Here is a 16,067-nt window from a genome sequence, read left to right as displayed (position 1 = left end):
GCGCCGCCGCCATCCGACGACGACCGCGCTTCGACGCATGCTTCGGCTCATCGCCGCGGCTCGTCCGGCGGTGGTGGCGGCGGTCCGCAACCCACGTCGGCTTCTCCCTCGGGACCGTTTGCGATGAAACGGGCGAGCAGGTGAATCAGCGTCGCGTGCTCCTCGGCGGTAAAGCCGCGCAGTTGGTCGTTCAGCACGGTCGCGCCCAGGTTCGGCAACTGCCGCGCGGCCTCATGGCCCTGCGGCGTCAGTTCCAGCTTCACCATGCGTCGGTCGTCGTTGCTGCGCGTGCGCACGACGAAGCCTTTCTTTTCCAGGCGATCCAGCAGTCGCGTCATCGAGCCGCTGTCGTACGACATTGCGCGCGACAGCTCGAAAGGCGTGCTCGCGCGTCTCGACGACAGCATCAGAATCACGCCGATCTGCTGCGCGGTGAGCCCGAGCGGCTTGACGGCACGGTCCGTGCGCTCGACCAGCACGTTGCGCGCTTTCGTCAGATAGTAGCCAAGACTGCTTGTCAGCTCGACTTCGTCCGCTTTGTAGGGGCCATCAACCATGGGGTATCCGAAACATCCAGGCAAGACGAAGTTTAGCTGCCTAAGCAGACAAGTCAAATCACATTTGCGGTGCGCAACGAGCCAACCTAAAAACAACAGTCGAATCATCTTCGCCGCACAGTATCTTGAAATTTGCTTGCATGGTCAATATTATGACAAGCAATGAGTTTCGCGCGTTCTGCGCCATTCGAGACCATGTTCTGACCGATCGACCGCACGCCGCTCACCTCGCGACCTGCGCCAAAGGATTTCCCCCCGAATGCGGTACCTCAAAAACACGCTTGGCGGCCTCAGCCGCTCACTGACCGATTCCGCACTCCATAGCTTCCATGGCCGGCACCGCTGGTGGAAGCTTGCATTATTCGCTGGATTGTTCGTGCTGCCGGGAGGGTCGGTGGGTGTCGCGCTGCTCGCTTGGGCCGAGCGTCGACGGGAAACGAAGCGGGCGAAGAACGGCAACGCCGTGGTCGGGGAATCCAGCGAGATCGTATTGCCGAAGGACAGCTTCGCGATTGCGTCGGAAAAGGTCGTCGCTGCGACGGCCGGCAGCGGCAACGCTTGCTTCGCATCCGGTGGGGCGTCCTGCCGGGCTTCGGCTGGCAAGCTCGCGGCCAGCATCAGCGTCAACGCCAGCAGGCCCAATCCGCAGAAACGAGGCTTTGAAGGCGCATCGATTCGCCGCGGGCTTTTCTCGCCATCCGAACCACCGCAAACCCGCAGCCCCTCGCGCTGCCGGTAACAACGCGTAACCATCACGTCACGGCAAGTAACACACCTGCGCGCCGCCTCGCATTAACCTTTCAGCTTTCAGTTTCCCGCGCTCGCGCGGGCCCATACGCTAACATTCCGGCAGACCACGATCTCGCCCGGCCGGTGGCGCCGTTCCCGGCCATACCGCGGCGTCCAGAAGGAATTCATTGCATGCAGTCTGTTCGAATCTCGCGCGCGCGGGCAATTGCGCCGCGCGTCCTGTCCCTTGCCGTCAGCGTGGCCTGCGCGGCACTCGTCGCCGCCTGCGCGGTCGGCCCGAACTATCAACGGCCGGCTACCGAGATCCCGGCGTCGTTTAAAGAAGCCGCACCGGGCTGGAAAGTCGCCGAACCCGCCGATCAACACGACCGCGGCGACTGGTGGGCGATCTACGAAGACCCGAAGCTCAACGAACTCGAAGACAAGCTCAACGCCGCGAACCAGACGATCGCGCAATTCGCCGCGAACTACCGGCAGGCGCGCGCGCTCGTCGGCGAAGCGCGGGCCGCGTACTTCCCGATCATCGGTGCGTCGGCGGGCGCGACCCGCTCGGGCAACGGCACGCAAACCGGTGGCAATGCGACGACGGCGACCAGTCGCGAGGGCATCAATAACAGCTTCAACGTCCAGATGACGGCAAGCTGGGAGCCGGACCTGTGGGGCTCGGTCACGCGCTCGGTCAACGCACAGAAAGCCGGCCAGCAGGGCGCGGCCGCCGACCTCGCGAACGCGCGCCTATCCGCTCAGGCCACGCTCGCGCAGACCTATTTCCTGCTGCGCGCGCTCGACTCCACGCAGAAGCTGCTCGACGACACCGTCCTCGCCTATCAGCGCTCGCTGCAGCTCACGCAGAATCAGTACGCGGCCGGCGTCGCCGCGCGCTCGGACGTGATCCAGGCGCAAACGCAGCTGCAATCGGCGCAGGCCGCCGCGATCGACAACGGCATCCAGCGCGCGCAGGACGAGCACGCGATCGCGGTGCTGATCGGCGTGCCCGCGTCGATGTTCTCGCTGCCGCCGATGCCGCTTACCGCGACGCCGCCCGCCGTGCCCGCGCAGATGCCGTCCGCGCTGCTCGAACGCAGGCCGGATATCGCATCGGCGGAACGCAAGGCCGCAGCGGCGAACGAGCAGATCGGCGTGGCGATCGCCGCGTTCTTCCCGTCGCTGACGCTGTCGGCGACCGGCGGCTTCGAAAATTCAGTGTTCTCGCAATTGTTGTCCTTGCCGTCGCGCTTCTGGACGCTCGGCCCGCAACTGGCCGGGACGATCTTCGACGCCGGCCTGCGCAAGGCGCAAACCGAGGCCGCCCGCGCCACCTATGACGCGGATGTCGCGACCTATCGGCAGACGGTGCTCGCCGCGTTCCAGGACGTCGAGGACAACCTCGCGTCGCTGCGGATCCTCGAGCAGGAAATCGTCGTGCAGCGGCAGGCGGTCGACTCGGCGCGCCAGGCGCTCGCCATCGTGACGAACGAGTACAAGGCGGGTACGGTCGGCTTCGTCAACGTGCTGACCGCGCAGACCACGGCGTTCACGGCCGAACAGAAGCTCGAGAATATCGCCGGGCAGCGGATGGTGTCGTCGGTGGGACTCGTGAAGGCGCTCGGCGGCGGCTGGGATGCTTCGCAGATGAATCGCGAGACCGGCGATGTCGCGGCGCCCGCGCCGCTGCCGGCATCGGCTCCGGCGGCTGCGGCAGCGACAGTCGGCGCGGCGTCCATCTCACAGAGCAACGCGCCGCAAGCGCGGGTGCAGAGCAAATAATTGCCCGCTGCGCCCCTCGCGCAGCAGAATCGCAATATAGAAGAGGCATGGCCGCGATTCGCGGCCATGCCTCTTTTTACATCGCGCTACGCGCACGAAGCGCACCTCAGTGCATGAACGTCAGCGCCACCGTATCCGGCCCGCTCGGCCGGCCAAGCAGATTCAGCAGGCCGGCGAGGTTATCGTGCTGTTCCGGCGCGGCGCTCGCCGTGCCACGAAACGACGTCGATGCGGCCGACATCGTGCCGCTGCCGGTCAGCGTCAACGGTCCTTTGATCGTACTCAGATCGAGCGCCGACAACTTGCCCTGAGCCTGAAACCTGACCCGGTACGACCCGAGCGGCTTCACGAGCGACACGCGTGAGCTGACATCGTCGAGCGTCATCGTCAGTTGGCCGAACGCTTCGCCGTTGAAGCTGCGCCAGTCGGTCCACGACAACTGCACATTGCCCTGCAGATCGAGCGTGTTGAATGGCGCGCCAAGCCCCGCGAGCAGCGACGCCGGCACCGCGAGCACGCCCGGCGTGACGGTTGCGCCGCGCAGCGTCGCATCGACCGTGATCGGGTCGGGCATCGCCTCGCTATGACGCATGACCATGCGCAGGCGGCCGGTGAAAAGCGGCCAGAACGCGGTGCGCCATTCGATCCGCCCAGGCAGAAGCGTCGCCGCGCTCATATCGGAGCCGGCGGCCAGCATCAGCGTCGCCGAGCCGTGCCACAGCGAGCCCTCCGCGTCGACGAGATTGACGTGCCCATGGGTTTGCCGCGCGAACTGCGGCGTAATCCAGGCGGCCGGCAGCAACGCGAGCGTCACCGCCGCCACCGACAAAACGGCGACCACCAGCCACGGCAGCGCCCTACGCAGGCGCCACATCCAGTAATTCATGCGAGATCCTGTAGCGAGCGGCGCGTCGTTATTTCGCGGTCGACGGTTGCAGCGCGACCGTCAGATCCACCTGGCCGTCGTCTTTCAACGCGGTGATGTGCGCCTCGGAGACCTGCACCTTGAACTGCTTGCGCACGTCATCGACCCATGTGGTCCAGGCCGGAAACGCCACGTTTTTCATCTGCACCTGTACCGCGTTGCCGACGAACTGCACCTGCGTCGCGGCGAGGCCATGCTCGCCGAGCGATGCGGAGAGCGCGTCCTTCAGCGCCGCGCCGGTCGGCGCGACACCTTGCGCGGCCGCTGACAGCGAACGCGCCTCGTTCGCCCGCGCGGTCATCTGCGCAAGCTGCCGCTGCAGGCTGGGCAGCGATTCCCGCAGATGCGCGCGGCCTTCCTGCGCGGGCGCCCATAGCACCGACCATGCGATCGCCACGGTGAGCGCGGCGCCACCCCACGTCAGCAGCGCCTTTTCGCGATCGGTGCGCTGGTCCCAAAAGCCAGCCCAGGTTTGAGCGAGTTGAGCTTTCATTGTCCGTTCCTGATGGTCCACTTGCCGGTGCTGCTGTCGATCGCGCCAGTCAGGCCATTGCGCGCGAGGCGCTTGGCGAAGTCGGGGTCGACCTTGATCGCGGGTTTGAAGGTCACGTCGAGGCGATGCTCGTGATAGTCGAGCGCGGCGATGCCGTTGACGGGCAGTGGCGACAACGAGCGTGCGAGGCCGTCGGCGAGCGATAGAAAATCCTCCGGCGACAGCTCACCTGCCGCGACGCGCAGCTGTTGCAACTGACGCGCCATCTGATCGGGCGCGTCGAGTACGACGGTCGTCTTCGGGAACGTGTTGAGCAGCAGCTCCGTCATCTGCGTGTTGATCGCGTCGCGCTGACGCGCGAGCATCAGCCACTGCACGTTCGCGCCGATGATCGCGACGACGAGCGCGGCGACCGCGAGCACGATCGGCAGACGCAGACGCCGCAGCGTCGCACGATCGAGACGCCACGGCTGCGACGCGAATTCGAACTGGCACAGGTCGAAGCGGCATTCGAGCGCGCGCCGCGCGAGCTGCTCGAACGGAAGTGGACTCGCGCCGTGGATATGCGAGGCGAGCCGCGCGGGACTCGTGGTGGGATGGTTCGGCTCATTACCCGGCACCTCGGTCAGCATGTACAGCGACACCGGCGCTGCACCCGCTAGCGCGGAGAGCGTCGCGTTCACCGCATTGGCCGGTGCCGCGAGACCCTCGCCCTGCACGCCGCGCGCAATCGCCAGTTCGACGCGCGGCACGCCGCTGTCGACCGCGCCTTCGACCAGCAGCGCGGGCGCGGTCTGCACGACCGCACCGAGCACCGCGGCCACCATCGGCACGATGGACGGCGCTTCGGGCGCGACTACCGGTGCGACGCCCGGCAGCGACGTCGCCACGTTCGCCGCGCCGGCCGTCACCGGCTCGCGCGCTTCGACTGTTTCGTCAACATTCGCGGCAGCTTCGGTCACCGGCGCCGGCGGCAGGCAACGCGTGACCGGCACCGCCCGCAGACTGCGATGACCCGCCGTCGTGAACGCCTCGCAGATGAATCGGAACCAGCCGCGATCGATGATCGCGAGCAGGTGCCGGCCTTCCCCAAGCCCCTGCGGATCAACCGCGATATGGCAGGTCTGCGGGTCCTGGATCAGTTGATCCTCGACGATATTGGGCAGCGCCTGGCGCAGCTTCGGGCCGCGCAGCGGCGGCAGCGTCGCGGGCATCAGCAGCAGGTCGCGCGCGGCCACCATCAGCACCGTCGTGTTCGCGCGCGGCAGCAGCGCGAGCGCCGAGCGGCCGGCGCGCTGCGTGCGCCCGGCCTTGTCGAGCAGCACGAACGGCAGCTCGGGCAGTTGCCACTCCTGCGAGGGCACCGCCGGATCACGCGGCGGCAATAGGACGATCAGCGTGCTCAAAGGCCACTCTCTCTGTGGATTGCGATATTCATAGTTGGTCTTGTACCCGCACGATACGCGTAGTGTGAGTCAGCGGATCGCGATAGACGAGCGTCGTGCGATCCACTTCGGCGCGCTCGTGCTGCACACTACCGTGGACTAAAAAGTAGCTCGAATTGACGTCGAACTGATTCGGATCGATCGACGTCGATTGCACGCCGGCGGCGGTCAGCGCGAGCTGCACGTCACCGGCGTTGCGGAAAAACACGGTCTGGCGCCGCGCGACCAGGGCCTGCGCCTGCGACACGGTCATGCCCGGCACCACCGCCGCGATCACTTCAGCCGACGCGGTGTTCATGTTGATCGCGGTGACCGTCGGCAGCACGGTGACGAACGGCCGCAGCTTTGCGACGATCTCCGGCGTATAGCCCGGAATGTCGAGCAGCGAATCGACGCCGATCATCAGCAGCGGCGCGACCCCGACGTTATCGTCGCCGTCCTCGATGCCGGGCTGGTTCGTGAAGTTGCCGCCCGTCATACCGCCGCCGCCGACCTGCGGCGAGCTGCTGATCGAGGTGCCGGTCTGAAAGCGCGTCGCCGATTGCGACAGCCCCGCGCGCACGTGCAGCGCGGTCACTTTGGCGAGCTGCCCGCTCAGGCCGAGCGACACCAGCAGGCGCTGATACGCGGCCATCTGCTCGGCGCTGATTTGCGTCACGCCGGGCGCCGGACTCGCGACCAGATTGCGCAGATTGAATCTGGACTGCGCATCCTCGATCGAGCCCGACAGGTACGTGGCCGCGCCTTGCTCAGCGCGCACCTCGCCGATCTGGCCGAGAAAGTCCGACAGCCGCGTTTTCGCGATCGGCACGCCCCACAAGCCGCCCAGATACGTGATGCCCGCCGACGTGTCGCCTTCGGAGCGCAGGATCAGCCGGGTCCAGTCGAGCGCGCCGCGCGCGACCCATTGGGCCTGCGACAGCAGCCGCTGATTCTCGATGCGGCGGATCTGCACCTGCTGGCGCCACAACATGCCGGACACGAGGATCGCCGACAGCGCGACGACGAGCAGCGCGCTGATGATGGCCGCGCCGCGCTCGCGTGCACGTGAAGCGGATGCGGACTTCTTCGGCAACGACGAGGAGAACGTCATGTCATTCTCCGACCAGAAAAACGCGCGTGATCGGCTGTGCGAGCGATGTCGCGCCGATGCTGACCTGTAGCCCCGTCACCGAACGCGGCATCGGCGCATTGCCGAGCTGCGGCACCTTCAGATTGTTGACGGCTTCGTTCATTGCGGTTTGTACGTCGTTCATCTGGATGGTCCAGCCGAGCTTCGGCACGTACATCCGCGCCGAGATCGAGCCGACGCCGCCCATCAGCGGCACCGCGCTCCAGCCTTCGTCGCTGCCGTGCAACGCGCGCCGCAGGTCGCCGACGTTGCCGATCGGCGGCGACGCATAGCGCACCACGCGGCCGTTCGAGATCTGATAGCGCACCACCTGCAGACGCGGCGCGGCGCCCGGCAGCACCATGTGCCGCACGATCTGCAGCGTGTTGCCGGAGACCGAGACCGCGGCCTGGCTGGCCTCGTCGTCGCTGGCGGCCTGGCGCGCGTCGATGCGCATCTGGTCGAACAGCTGCGCGAACACCCGCTCGTCTTCCATCGCGTTCGTGATCGTCGTGCGGGCGCGGATGATCTGATCGAGCCCGCGCCACGACAGCACGGCGATCACCGCGAGGATCGCGATCGCGACCAGCAGTTCGATCAGCGTGAAGCCGCGCGCGCCGTCACGGCGGCGGCGCTCACAGCGAGCGGTTGTTTTCATTCGCGACCACCGTGACCATCTGGGCGAGATTCCCGGACTGGCCAGGCATCGTTACCATCACTTCGACACGGCGAAACACCGGATTCGGCGTCGCCGTAACATGTTCAGTACAACGCAGCTGCAGATTGCCTTGCGAGCAATCGAAGCTCGTCGAGCCGATGTTGGGCCATGCATGCTTCAGATGCAGGTCCGCGAGCGCGTTGTCCGCGCTCCAGCCGGCGAGCAGCCGCCGGTGCAGATCGGCTTCGCCGCTCGCCAGACTGCCGACGGCGCGCAGCGACGCGGCAAGCGCGACCGCGATGATGGCGAGCGCGACCAGCACCTCGATCATCGTGAAGCCGCGCTCATTTCGGCACGCGATAGGGCGCATGTTGAAGAGAGAAGAGGCATGGGCGGGCCTGCCATAACGACGCATCCGCATGTCAGCGCACCTCGTAGCGGCCATTGCCGGTACTGACGATCGTCGCCTGTCCGGCCGCCGAAAACAGCGTGACCTGCACCGGCACGTCGATCGCCTCGGTACCGAACACGATGCGATCCGCGTGCGAATCCGAGCCCGGGTAACTGATCGCGACACCGGTCACGCCGCCTTCCCACTTACGCGGCCCGAGCAGATCGTCACGCAACGGACGCCAGCCGTCCTGGGTGCGCTGATCGAACCGGAAGCCGCCCTCGAACGGCTGCCACGCGATCGGCCGCGCGCGCACCTGCGCTTCGTCGCCAGCCGATTCGAACAGCAGCGCGAGACGCTGCGCTTCTTCGTTCAGATCGGTGCGCGGATTGCGGGTCATCGTAAGCGCGGTTAGCGACACGAGCAGGCCCGCGATCACCAGCACGACCATCATTTCGAGCAGCGTGAAGCCGGCCGCGCGGCCGCGGCGTGGCCGGGAGCGCGGCCGCGAAGCCGTACACGGAGTGTCCACACGGGACTTGCAAGCGGACGTTCGCATAATGCCGGCCATCGACGATCAACGAATATTCAAACAGCAATGCATCGGTGAAACCAGCGGCCAACCAAGTAACAAAGAGGGCGCGTGCGTGAACATCATCGAGCCTGGCGGGATGCTGGGTTCGGCGTGCTTATTGCCAGGACCCGACGTCCGAATCGTTGCCTTCGCCGCCCGGTTTGCCATCGGCGCCGTAGCTGAATACATCGATCTCACCGTGCACGCCCGGATTCAGATACTGATACGCGTTGCCCCACGGATCGTTCGGCAGACGCTCGAGATAGCCGCCGTCCTTCCAGTTGTTCGGCACCGGGTCGGTGCTCGGCTTTTCGATCAGCGCGCGCAGGCCTTGCTCCTGGGTCGGATAACGGCCGTTGTCGAGGCGATAAAGCTTCAACGCCTGCATCACGGTGCCGATATCCTGCTTTGCGGCGACGCGCCGCGCTTCGTCCGGACGGCTCATGATCTTCGGCACGATCAGCGCGGCGAGAATGCCGAGAATCGCGATCACGACCATGATTTCGATCAGCGTGAAACCGCGTTGACGACGGCCGCGTGAACCCGCGTTGTCAGCGCGGCGAATGGTCGACAGTTGCATAGCTTGCTACCTCTTTTCAGGTGAATTTTTCGGCTCGGGTTGTCAGATTGAACACGCCGGGCCGGTCATTTTAATGTCATGTAGTTGAAGGCTTTCAACCCACCGCAATTTTCACAATAGTCCGTACAATGTGCGCATGAACGCCATCCAAATCCGCCTCTTGTCGCTCGCGCTGTTCGCCGCTTTCTGCGCGACGCTGACCTATTGGGTCATCACGCTCACCACGATGTCCGGCGCGCCGCTACCGGCTGCCGCCGCACACGCGCAGGTCTCGACCGACCAGGCCGCGACGCTGTTCGGCGGACAGCTCACCCGCAACGTCAATCAGGACATCCATCTGTTCGGCATCCTCGCGTTGAGCGAAGGCGCCGCGGCGATCGTCAGCGTCGGTGGCGAGCCGCCGCACGCGGTGTCGCTCGGCAGCACACTGATGCAAGACACCAGGCTCTCCGAAGTTCGCGCCCGCTCGATCATCATTGACCGCAACGGCGCACACTCGGAAATCTTCCTGCCCGCCAATTCCAGCGGTCCCACCATTTACGTGCGCTGAAACATGAAGCGGTTGCGCGGCCGATACGGCATGCCGCGCAAATCCTTTCTTTCTTCCTCGCGCTACGGCTACTGCTACTGCACGAGGTTGTTCAGTTCGATGATCGGCAGCATCACCGCAAGCACGATCACCAGCACTACGCCCCCCATCGCCAGAATCAGCAGCGGCTCGAGCAGGCTCGTCAGGAACATCGTGCGACGCTCCAGCTCGCGCGCTTCGCCGTCGGCCGCGCGATCGAGCATCGTCGTCACGTCGCCGGTCGCTTCACCCGAGCGGATCAGGTGCACGAGCACCGGCGGAAACGTCTTCGTATTGCCGAGCGCGCGCGACAGCGACGTGCCTTCGCGCACCCGCACGATCGCATCGTCGATGTTCTCGCGCATCGCGTTGTTGCTGAGCGTATCGGCGGCGGCCTGCAACGCGCGCAGGATCGGCACGCCCGCCGCAGTGAGAATGCCGAGCGTGCTGGCGAAGCGCACGGTGTTATAGCCGCGCACGAGCTTGCCGAGCAGCGGCGCGGTCAGCAGCCAGCGGTCGAAGGCGAGACGCGGCCCCGGTTGCCTTAGCGTCGCGCGCACCAGATACACGACCACGATCACGCCGATCAGCATCGCCCACCACCAGTGCCGCACGAAACCGGACAGCGCCATCATCATGATCGTCAGAAACGGCAGTTGCTGCTTCGTGCTCGCGAACACGTTGACGACCTGCGGTACCACATAGCTGAGCAGGAACGTGACGATGCCGAACGCGATAATCGTGACGATCGTCGGATACGTGAACGCCAGCACGATCTTCTGCTTCAGCGCATTGCGCTGCTCGATGTAATCGGCGAGCCGCGACAGCACCAGGCCGAGCTTGCCTGTGTGCTCGCCGGCCGCGACGAGCGCCCGGTAGATTTCGGGGAAATCCTTCGGATGCTGCTGCAGCGCGTTCGCAAGCGAGTGACCACCGAGCACTTCGGCGCGAATCGCCGCCATCAGCTCGCGGATGTAGTCGCGCTCCGACTGCTCGGTCAGCACCGAGAGCGCTTCGTCGAGCGGCAGGCCCGCGATCAGCAGACTCGCGAGCTGCCGCGTCAGAATGGCCTGCTCGCGCTGCGACAGGCGACGGCCGAGCGCGAGCCGCTGATTGCGCTCGCCGCGCGTGCGCGACGCCGCCGGTTCGACGACTAGCGGCGTGAGTCCCTGCGACCTCAGGTTGGTGCGCGCGCCGCGTGCACTGTCGGCGTCGAGCACGCCTTTTTGTGCCTTGCCCGCCGCGTCGATCGCTTCAAAACGGAATGCCGGCATGCGCTTATGCTCCGCCCGTCACGCGAATCACTTCTTCGAGCGACGTCAGTCCCGACGCGAGCCAGCGCTCCGAATCCTCGCGCAGCGTGCGCATGCCTTGGGAGCGGCCCGCTTCGAGAATTTCGGCATCGGCCGCGTTGCGGTGGATCAGCGAGCGGATCGATTCGTCGATCAGCAACAGCTCATAGACGCCGCGGCGTCCCGCGTAACCCGACTGGCCACAACGGTCGCAGCCGACCGGATGCCAGCGCTTGCTGCCGTCTTCCTCGGTGCGCTCCTCGCGGCAGACGGGGCACAGGCGCCGCACCAGCCGCTGCGCGAGCACGCCGAGCAGCGACGACGCCAGCAGATACGGTTCGACGCCCATGTCGGTCAGACGTGTGACGGCCGATGCCGCGTCGTTCGTGTGCAGCGTGGCGAGCACCAGGTGGCCGGTCAGCGATGCCTGCACCGCGATCTGCGCGGTTTCGAGGTCGCGGATTTCACCGATCATGATGACGTCCGGGTCCTGACGCAGAATCGAGCGCAAGGCGCGCGCGAAGCTCATGCCGATCCGCTCGTTGACCTGGGTCTGGCCGATGCCGGACAGGTCGTATTCGATCGGGTCTTCCACCGTCATGATGTTGGTGGTCGCCGTCTCCAGTCGCGACATCGACGCATACAGCGTCGTCGTCTTGCCTGAGCCGGTCGGGCCCGTCACCAGCACGATGCCGTGCGGTTTGCCGATCAGCTTGTCGAACTGGCCGAGCGTATCGGACGCCATGCCGAGCGCTTCGAGATTGAGCCGTGCCGCGTCTTTCTCGAGCAAACGCAAAACCGCGCGCTCGCCATGGCCGGTGGGCAGCGTCGATACCCGCACGTCGACCGGACGACCGCCGACGCGCAGCGTAATGCGGCCATCCTGCGGCAAACGTTTTTCCGCGATGTCGAGCTGCGCCATGATCTTGATCCGCGAGATCAGCGCGCCATGCAGCGCTTTCTTCGGCCGCACGACGTCGCGCAGCGTGCCGTCGACGCGAAAACGCACCACCGACGCATTCTCGAACGGCTCGATATGAATATCCGATGCCTGCTCGCGCGCCGCTTGTGTGAGCAGCGCGTTGATCATGCGGATGATCGGCGCGTCGTCTTCCGATTCGAGCAGATCCTCGACCTCGGGGATGTCCTGCATCAGCCGCGACAGATCGACTTCGCCTTCCACTTCGCCGACCACCTGCGCGGCGCTGCCGTCCTGGCGCGCATAGGCCTGGTTGATCGCCTGCGCGAGATCGTCGGCGGGCACGCGCACGACCGACACCACGCCGTAGTTGCGCGCGACTTCGGCAAGCGCGGCTTCGCTCGTGCGTTCACTGATCCAGACTTCGAGGCTATCGCCATGCTGATGCGCGACCAGGATCTGACCGCTGCGCGCAAAACCGTATGGCACCAGCCGGGCGGCAAGCGGCGAGGGCGCCGCGCGCTCGCCGGCCGCGGCGTCACCGTTCAGCGGACGTTGCGAGGGCGCGGTTTGCGCGGGCATCTGCGTCACGGACGCGCTCCCGGCGACACCGTGCTCGGCACCGGGCCGCTGGCCGGCTCGACGACGACCGGTTGCGGCATGGTTTGCGGCACCGTCTGCGGCACGGGTTGGGTCGTGGTCTGCGCGCCAGCTTGCGGCACGGCCTGCGCGCCAGCTTGGGGTACGGCCTGCGGCGGTACCTGTTGAGGAACCTGTTGCGGTGCCTGCTGCGGCATCATCTGCTGGCGGCGCATCTGGTTCAGGTCGAACAGGTTCATCGCCGGCACCCCGCCCTGGCTCGGGCCGAGCGGCATCGGCGGCACGACCGGATCGTCGCGATCCCTCATGATGTTGTTGTCCTGACGGTACGCGCCCTGCACACCCTGGATGTAGTCGTAGCGGTTCGCCGTGACGGCCTGCGTGGTGTCGCGGTCGGCGAGAATGACCGGGCGCAGGAACACCATCAGGTTAGTCTTGTTGCGCGTCTTCTGCTCGGAGCGGAACAGCTGGCCCAACCAGGGAATGTCGCCAAGCAGCGGCACCTTGCTGTTGCTGACCTGGTAGTTGTCCTGCATCAGGCCGCCGAGCACGATGATCTCGCCGTTATCGCACAGCACGGTCGACTGGATCGAACGCTTCGTGAATTCCGGGCCCGCCGGGTTCGTCGCTGCGTTGTTCGTGCCGTTCACGATTGCCGAATCTTCCGTGTAGAGCAGCAGCTTCAGGATGCCGCCGTCGGTAATCTGCGGCTTCACGTGCAGCGTCAGACCGACGTCGACACGGTCGAACGTATTGAACGCCGCGCTCGTCGTGCCGCTCGTCAGGTTCGAGTAGGAACCGGTCTGGATCGGCACGTTGGTACCGACAATGATCTTCGCTTCTTCGTTGTCGAGCGTGATCAGGTTCGGCGTGGACAGCACGTTCGCGTCGGCGGTCTGCGACAGCGCCTGCAGCAGCGCGCCGAGACCCTGCACGCCGAAGATGTTGTGAATCCAGCCGACGTTCAGGCCCTGTTGCAGGCCGCTGAGCCCGGACACGAGGGCGGCGCCGCCCGTGGCACCGGTGGCGCCCGCCGCGGCCGCCGCGGCCGTCAGGTTGATGATGCTGTTGCTCGAACCCGTCTGCAGGTTCGTGCCGGCAAACAGCGAGTTGTTCGCGACCTGCCACTGGATGCCGAGGTTGCCGCTCGTATTCGAGTTCAGCTCGACGATCAGTGCCTCGATATACACCTGCGCGCGACGCGCATCGAGCTGGTCGATCACCGCGCGCAAGTTGCGGTATGTCGCTTCGGGCGCGGTGATGATCAGCGAGTTGGTCGCGGAATCGGCGGTAATCATACCGCCGCCCTGATCCTCGCTCTTTTCCTTGTCGCCGCCGAGAAATCCGCCGGTATTACTGCTCGAGCCCGAAGCGCCGCCGCCCATCGGCGAGTTCATCGAGCCGCCGCCGAGGCCGCCCGACGGCAACGGCGGCGTGCCCGACGAGCCCGTCGAATAGCTGCTGCTCGACAGACCGCCACCGCCGCCACCACCGCCGCCGCCGCTCGTGTTCTGGTTGAACGAGTTCGCCTCGTTCGCGCCTCCCGACGAGCCCTCGCCGCCGCCCTTGCCGAGCATGCTGCGCAGCGTGCGCGCGAGTTTCGTCGCGTCGGCATTGCGTAGCGGCACGACGTGGATGTTGCCCGGCATCGCGGTCGGCATGTCGAGCTGCTTGGCGAGCTCCTTGGCCGCCGCGAGGCGTGCAGTGTTCGACGCGCGCATCAGCAGCGAGTTGGTGCGCGAATCCGATGAGATCGACACCTTGAGCGTCGCGTCCGTGCTGCCGATCGAGCCCGGATCGAGCATCTTGTTCATCTGCTGCGCGATGTCGATCGCGTTCGCGTTCTTCAGCGGCACGACTGCAACCGCCTGGCCGGCCGCGCTATCGACGCCCGCGATGATCTGGGCGATGCGCCGCACGTTGTCGGCGTAGTCGGTGACGACGATCGTATTGTTGGCGGGGTACGCCGCGACCGTATTGTTCGGCGAGATCAGCGGACGCAGTACCGGCAGCAGGTTGTTGGCTGACTCATTCCTCAGCGTGAAGACTTGCGTGACGATCTGGTCTCCGCGCGCCGTCGGCGCGTTGCCGACGTAGGTCGGCACGCCTTGCAGCTTGGCGTCGGCCTCGGGCACCACTTTCAGCACGCCATGATCCTGCACGAGCGCGAAACCCTGCATGCGCAGCGCGGACTGCAGGGTTTTGAGCGCCTGATCCTGGGGCACCGAATTTTCGGACACGAGGTTCAGTTGCCCCTTCACCCGCGGATCGACGATGATCGTCTTGCCGGTCGCCGCGCCGATCGCCTTGGCGACCTGGTCGATGTCGGCGTTGACGAAGTTGAGTGTCACCTGTGCGTGTGCAGTTTGCGCGGTGATCAGTCCAGCCACCAGCAGCGCCGTTGCCACCCGACGCAAAGCCATACAATTTCTTCTCATGGGATGTGATATCGATGCCGGCAGCCTCTGCCACCGACGGTCATGCGATGCGGACCTGGCGGCAAGCTACCGCCCGGTCGGTCTGTGAGCCGGCCCTAAAAGCGAGTTTCGCTTCGAGTTCCAGCATCCCGACGTCCGAAAAAAACGAACAGTAACAGCTTTTCATGTCGGAATTGAAACAAAACAAGGCGCCTCATGCGAATCCGTGGAATCGCAGAGCTGTTATTAAATTGAAAGCTAACCAGCTCGGTACACTCGCGCCATTACCCGGCTTTGTACGGTCTTATGTCGGTTAGCCAACTTGACGAAGGTCGGACTGCCGGTATGATACGAGCCGTTCGACCCACTGTTATGTGTTTGCTGACGCGGGTTTTCCCCGATGCTCGACAAACGCCCGGCCAGCTTGCCGTTGCGGCCGAAACGCGGTCGGCGAACTGCCTTACCGATTCTTACCTCGGGTTTGCTTAGTCCTATTGACCGATGAAACGTCCGCTCGTCACCGTTGCCGCCACGCTCGCGCTGCTCGCCGCGGCCGGCTCCGCGCGCGCCGACTGCTTCGATGAAGCGGCGAAGTATCAGAAGGTCAATCCGCTGATCTTACGGGCTATCGCGTGGCAGGAGTCGCACAACCGGCCGGATGCGCAGCACAAGAACGCGAACGGCTCGACCGACTATGGCGTGATGCAGATCAATTCGGTGCATCTGCCGGTGCTCGCCCAGTACGGGATCTCGCAGGGCACGCTGATGGAGCCGTGCAAGAACGTTTATATCGCGGCGTGGCATCTGCGCCGCCAGATGAACAAGTACGGCAATACCTGGCAGGCGGTCGGAGCATACCACTCGGAGACGCCTACGCTGCGGGACAAATACGCGCAGCAAATCGCCGCAATCCTGCGCAGCTGGAAGTTGATGCCCGCGCAGTAAGCCATTCCAACGCCGTCGCTCGCACGAGCAGCACGCATTTTAATGCACAATGCGACTTCGTGCTTTTGTCGCGCC

At 65.5% G+C, this 16,067-nt stretch carries 16 protein-coding genes; 4 read left to right on the top strand and 12 right to left on the bottom strand.

Translation table 11 applies throughout. The features are described from left to right. Positions 1 to 47: 47 nt before the first annotated feature. Positions 48 to 557 (bottom strand): MarR family winged helix-turn-helix transcriptional regulator, encoded by a 510-nt coding sequence (locus BC1002_RS15825; RefSeq protein ID WP_013091006.1) that lies wholly within the window; start codon positions 555 to 557, stop codon positions 48 to 50. Between the two features lie 259 nt (positions 558 to 816). Here BC1002_RS15825 and BC1002_RS15820 point away from each other — a divergent pair, with 259 nt between their 5' ends. Further along, positions 817 to 1,296, top strand: coding sequence for a hypothetical protein (locus tag BC1002_RS15820; RefSeq protein WP_013091005.1), 480 nt, complete (start codon positions 817 to 819; stop codon positions 1,294 to 1,296). A gap of 182 nt (positions 1,297 to 1,478) precedes the next feature. Beyond that, positions 1,479 to 3,074 (top strand): efflux transporter outer membrane subunit, encoded by a 1,596-nt coding sequence (locus tag BC1002_RS15815; protein ID WP_013091004.1) that lies wholly within the window; start codon positions 1,479 to 1,481, stop codon positions 3,072 to 3,074. A gap of 106 nt (positions 3,075 to 3,180) precedes the next feature. Here BC1002_RS15815 and BC1002_RS15810 read toward each other — a convergent pair whose 3' ends face one another. The 8 genes from BC1002_RS15810 to gspG all read right to left on the bottom strand — a co-directional run bounded on the left by BC1002_RS15810 (position 3,181) and on the right by gspG (position 9,251). Beyond that, entirely contained in the window at positions 3,181 to 3,960 is a 780-nt protein-coding gene (locus BC1002_RS15810) for a type II secretion system protein N (RefSeq protein WP_013091003.1), read from the bottom strand. 28 nt (positions 3,961 to 3,988) lie between these two features. After that, positions 3,989 to 4,492, bottom strand: a complete 504-nt coding sequence (locus BC1002_RS15805; protein WP_013091002.1) for a type II secretion system protein M — start codon at positions 4,490 to 4,492, stop codon at positions 3,989 to 3,991. Next, on the bottom strand, positions 4,489 to 5,898 hold the full coding sequence (gspL, locus tag BC1002_RS15800) for a type II secretion system protein GspL (RefSeq protein ID WP_013091001.1): 1,410 nt from the start codon (positions 5,896 to 5,898) through the stop codon (positions 4,489 to 4,491). Before gspL ends, BC1002_RS15805 begins: the two co-directional genes overlap by 4 nt. Positions 5,899 to 5,926: 28 nt before the next feature. Beyond that, positions 5,927 to 7,030, bottom strand: coding sequence for a type II secretion system minor pseudopilin GspK (gene gspK, locus BC1002_RS15795; protein WP_013091000.1), 1,104 nt, complete (start codon positions 7,028 to 7,030; stop codon positions 5,927 to 5,929). Position 7,031: 1 nt separating this feature from the next. Further along, on the bottom strand, positions 7,032 to 7,706 hold the full coding sequence (locus tag BC1002_RS15790; RefSeq protein ID WP_013090999.1) for a PulJ/GspJ family protein: 675 nt from the start codon (positions 7,704 to 7,706) through the stop codon (positions 7,032 to 7,034). Beyond that, complete coding sequence (gene gspI, locus BC1002_RS15785; RefSeq protein WP_018438258.1) at positions 7,684 to 8,076, bottom strand: type II secretion system minor pseudopilin GspI; 393 nt, start codon at positions 8,074 to 8,076, stop codon at positions 7,684 to 7,686. Before gspI ends, BC1002_RS15790 begins: the two co-directional genes overlap by 23 nt. A gap of 52 nt (positions 8,077 to 8,128) precedes the next feature. Continuing rightward, positions 8,129 to 8,668, bottom strand: coding sequence for a GspH/FimT family pseudopilin (locus BC1002_RS15780; RefSeq protein ID WP_013090997.1), 540 nt, complete (start codon positions 8,666 to 8,668; stop codon positions 8,129 to 8,131). Between the two features lie 118 nt (positions 8,669 to 8,786). Continuing rightward, positions 8,787 to 9,251, bottom strand: a complete 465-nt coding sequence (gene gspG / locus BC1002_RS15775; RefSeq protein WP_013090996.1) for a type II secretion system major pseudopilin GspG — start codon at positions 9,249 to 9,251, stop codon at positions 8,787 to 8,789. 136 nt (positions 9,252 to 9,387) lie between these two features. Here gspG and BC1002_RS15770 point away from each other — a divergent pair, with 136 nt between their 5' ends. Next, positions 9,388 to 9,801, top strand: a complete 414-nt coding sequence (locus BC1002_RS15770) for a general secretion pathway protein GspC (protein WP_013090995.1) — start codon at positions 9,388 to 9,390, stop codon at positions 9,799 to 9,801. Between the two features lie 74 nt (positions 9,802 to 9,875). On the opposite strand, the gene gspF is transcribed toward BC1002_RS15770, so the two are convergent. From gspF to gspD, 3 genes are read right to left on the bottom strand one after another with little or no spacing between them, the layout of a single operon-like run. Continuing rightward, positions 9,876 to 11,093 carry a type II secretion system inner membrane protein GspF gene (gene gspF, locus BC1002_RS15765; protein WP_013090994.1) on the bottom strand — a complete coding sequence of 406 codons (1,218 nt, stop codon included), beginning with the start codon at positions 11,091 to 11,093 and terminating at the stop codon, positions 9,876 to 9,878. A 4-nt stretch (positions 11,094 to 11,097) separates the two neighbouring features. Next, positions 11,098 to 12,612 (bottom strand): type II secretion system ATPase GspE, encoded by a 1,515-nt coding sequence (gspE, locus tag BC1002_RS15760; protein WP_041734725.1) that lies wholly within the window; start codon positions 12,610 to 12,612, stop codon positions 11,098 to 11,100. 5 nt (positions 12,613 to 12,617) lie between these two features. After that, positions 12,618 to 15,053, bottom strand: a complete 2,436-nt coding sequence (gene gspD, locus BC1002_RS15755) for a type II secretion system secretin GspD (protein WP_013090992.1) — start codon at positions 15,051 to 15,053, stop codon at positions 12,618 to 12,620. A 495-nt stretch (positions 15,054 to 15,548) separates the two neighbouring features. Between gspD and BC1002_RS15750 the strand changes: the two genes are divergently transcribed. Next, positions 15,549 to 15,992: a lytic transglycosylase domain-containing protein gene (locus BC1002_RS15750; RefSeq protein ID WP_013090991.1), complete on the top strand. Its 444-nt coding sequence runs from the start codon at positions 15,549 to 15,551 to the stop codon at positions 15,990 to 15,992. The last annotated feature ends 75 nt before the right edge of the window (positions 15,993 to 16,067 follow it).

It is taken from the genome of Paraburkholderia atlantica (assembly GCF_000092885.1).
Lineage (GTDB): Bacteria > Pseudomonadota > Gammaproteobacteria > Burkholderiales > Burkholderiaceae > Paraburkholderia > Paraburkholderia atlantica.
Note: the sequence above shows the minus strand (reverse complement) of the source record. Positions and strands in the feature narration are given on the sequence as shown.